Here is a 3,018-nt window from a genome sequence, read left to right as displayed (position 1 = left end):
GTGGAAATCTCACCCTCGGCCGTTGTCTGGGAGATGGTCACCGAAGAAGGCGCGCAACGGCTGGCGCAAAAAGCCGTCTCCAACCCGGAAGAGTTGAGCCGTATTCTGCAATGGGCAGAAAGTGGTTGGCCACCGCTCAGGCTGTATTATCCGGTGTTCAAAGCCTCAGGCGCGCCGGTTTACGGGGCCATGGTGCCGCGTGCTGCCGCGCGGGCTGCGATGGAACGCGGGGCCGCCACGGCGCTGGGTGCAGACGCGGCGCGCTATGGTTTGACTGTACCGCTGACGCCCGAGGAGCAGGAGGCGCGTGAGGCGGATCAAATGGCCGCGCATTGCGATGCTCTCCCACCCGAAATGTTACCCCAGATGGTCGCGATCCAGCGTTTGCGCGATGCGGTTCTTGCGCGCGCGGTGATACGCGCGATGGAAGAAACCGGCGGCCCGGTTGCCGTGATCACTGGGAACGGACATGCGCGCAAAGACCGAGGTATCCCGACATTTCTTGAACGCCTTCAACCCGGATGGAAGGTGGTCTCGGTCGGACAGTCCGAGGACGACATCATCGACGGTGACTTTGATATCGTAATCGACAGCCCCACAGTCGAGCGTGAAGATCCCTGTGCGCCGTTTCAGGTTCAGAATTAATCGCTGGAACAACCTGCTGGGCTTGCCTAATGTCGGGGCCGACCGGGACAGGAAGGGCTGAACATGCTGTCATCCAAACGCATTCTGCTGATCATCGGCGGCGGCATCGCGGCCTACAAATCGCTGGACCTGATCCGCAGGCTGCGTGAACGTGGCGCGGCCGTAACGCCTGTGCTGACGCGTGCGGCAGAGGAATTTGTAACACCTCTGTCCGTGTCTGCCCTTGCCTCAGAAAAGGTCTATGGTGACCTGTTCGATCTGACCGCCGAGGCCGAGATGGGTCATATCCAGCTGTCACGCTCTGCCGATCTGATCGTCGTGGCCCCCGCAACAGCGGACCTGATGGGCAAGATGGCGGGGGGGTTGGCAAATGATCTGGCATCGACCCTTCTGATGGCAACGGACACGCCCGTTCTGTGTGCACCCGCGATGAATGTACGCATGTGGGAACACCCGGCGACGCGACGCAACCTGAAGCAGCTTCAAGCGGATGGCGTGCGCTTTGTTGGCCCAAATGAAGGTGATATGGCCTGCGGTGAATATGGCCCCGGGCGCATGTCGGAACCGCTGGAAATCGTCGCGGCGGTTGAGGCGCAATTTGCGGCAGGACCCTTGGTGGGTAAGCGCGTGCTGGTAACTTCGGGTCCGACGCATGAGCCGATTGATCCGGTCCGGTATATCGCGAACCGCTCTTCCGGGGCGCAGGGCTCGGCCGTGGCACAGGCACTTGCGGAATTAGGGGCCGAGGTGATCTTTGTCACGGGCCCCGCGGACGTACCGCCACCGTCGGGTGTGCAGGTCGTGCCGGTCGAGACCGCGCAACAGATGTCGGACGCGGTTGATGCGGCGCTGCCCGTCGATGCGGGCGTGTTTGCGGCGGCGGTGGCAGATTGGCGCGTGGCCAGTGCGTCGGACAAGAAGCTGAAGAAAAGCCGGGACGGTTTGCCGGTTCTGGAGTTTGCCGAGAACCCCGACATTCTCAAACGTGTCTCGCGGATGGAAAATGGGCGCCCACCTTTGGTTGTAGGCTTTGCGGCCGAGACCGATGACGTGATCGAACATGCCACCGCCAAGCGGCTGCGCAAAGGCTGTGACTGGATTGTTGCCAACGATGTCAGCCCTGCCACCGGGATCATGGGCGGGTCCGAGAATGCGGTTATCCTGATTTCGGACAGCGGAGCCGAGGAATGGCCGCGTATGGGCAAGGCCGAGGTTGCGCGGCGGTTGGCAAGCAGGATCGCGGACGCGTTGGCGGGCTGAAGGAAAGGCAAAACCATGGTTGCAATTCGAGTGATCCGCGAAGACGGGGCAGACCCCGCCGTGGCGCTTCCGTCTTACGAAACTGCGGGTGCTGCTGGCGCGGACGTGCGGGCCAACTTGCCCCAGGGGGCTTCGATCATGCTGGAGCCCGGACAGCGGGCGCTTGTTCCGACCGGTCTGCGCATTGAAATCCCGCAGGGATACGAGGTTCAGGTTCGTCCCCGCTCGGGCCTTGCACTGAAACACGGGATCACGCTGCCCAATACGCCGGGCACTATCGACAGTGACTATCGCGGACCTCTAGGGGTAATCGTGATGAATGCCGGTCAGGAACCGTTCGAGATTGCCCATGGCGATCGTATCGCGCAGCTGGTAGTTGCCCCTGTCGTGCAGGCTGCATTCGAACTGGCTGAGGCATTGGGTAAAACAGATCGCGGGGCTGGCGGTTTCGGCTCGACCGGGCGCGGCTGATGCTGCTGGTTCTTGTTCTGGCAGCGGGGTTATGGGGCGTTGGCTATGTCGTCGGCACGTCAAAAACCGCGCGCGTGGTGTCGGTGAGTGTGTTGTTGGTCGGGGTGATCCTGTCTCATCTGATCTTGCCGGATGGGCATCCTCTGCGCGAAGCAACCGGTGGGTCTGCGGCGCTGTGGCTGATCCTTGCAGGTTTCGCGGGCATCGTTTTGTTATATGGCCGTGTGCTGAAGGCCCTGCGTAACCGCGCAGTACAAGCATCCAAGCCGGAAACCACCCTGCCCTCTGACCGTTTCACCGAAACCGAACTGAACCGGTATGCCCGTCACATTGTGCTGCGCGAATTGGGCGGGCCGGGTCAGAAAAAGTTGAAACAGGCCCGTGTTCTGGTGATCGGCGCGGGAGGTTTAGGCGCCCCGGCGCTGCAATACCTGGCGGCCGCAGGTGTGGGTACAATCGGGGTCATTGACGACGACATAGTCGAGAATGCGAACCTGCAGCGGCAGGTGATCCACCGCGATGCAGATATCGATATGCCCAAGGTCTTTTCCGCCCAGCAAGCGATGGAGGCGCAGAACCCGAATGTGGAGGTTCTGCCCTTTCATCGCAGATTGAGCGATGAAATCGCAGCAGATCTTTTTG

Annotated in this window: 4 protein-coding genes; all 4 read left to right on the top strand. The window is 61.5% G+C overall.

What is annotated here, in order from left to right:
• A partial coding sequence (locus AC2FND_RS19890) for a ChaN family lipoprotein (protein WP_496771434.1) occupies positions 1-645 on the top strand: 645 nt, incomplete at its 5' end.
• Positions 646-708: 63 nt separating this feature from the next.
• Positions 709-1,905: a bifunctional phosphopantothenoylcysteine decarboxylase/phosphopantothenate--cysteine ligase CoaBC gene (gene coaBC / locus AC2FND_RS19885; protein ID WP_496771433.1), complete on the top strand. Its 1,197-nt coding sequence runs from the start codon at positions 709-711 to the stop codon at positions 1,903-1,905.
• A 15-nt stretch (positions 1,906-1,920) separates the two neighbouring features.
• The gene (gene dut, locus AC2FND_RS19880; RefSeq protein WP_209506428.1) at positions 1,921-2,376 is read left to right on the top strand and encodes a dUTP diphosphatase; all 456 of its coding nucleotides are present in this window, start codon (positions 1,921-1,923) and stop codon (positions 2,374-2,376) included.
• Positions 2,376-3,018, top strand: a 643-nt coding sequence (locus AC2FND_RS19875; protein WP_496771432.1) for a HesA/MoeB/ThiF family protein, incomplete at its 3' end; no start/stop codon positions are given. The genes dut and AC2FND_RS19875, both read left to right, overlap by 1 nt.

The organism is Ruegeria sp. BHSB056, from assembly GCF_059613305.1.
Note: the sequence above shows the minus strand (reverse complement) of the source record. Positions and strands in the feature narration are given on the sequence as shown.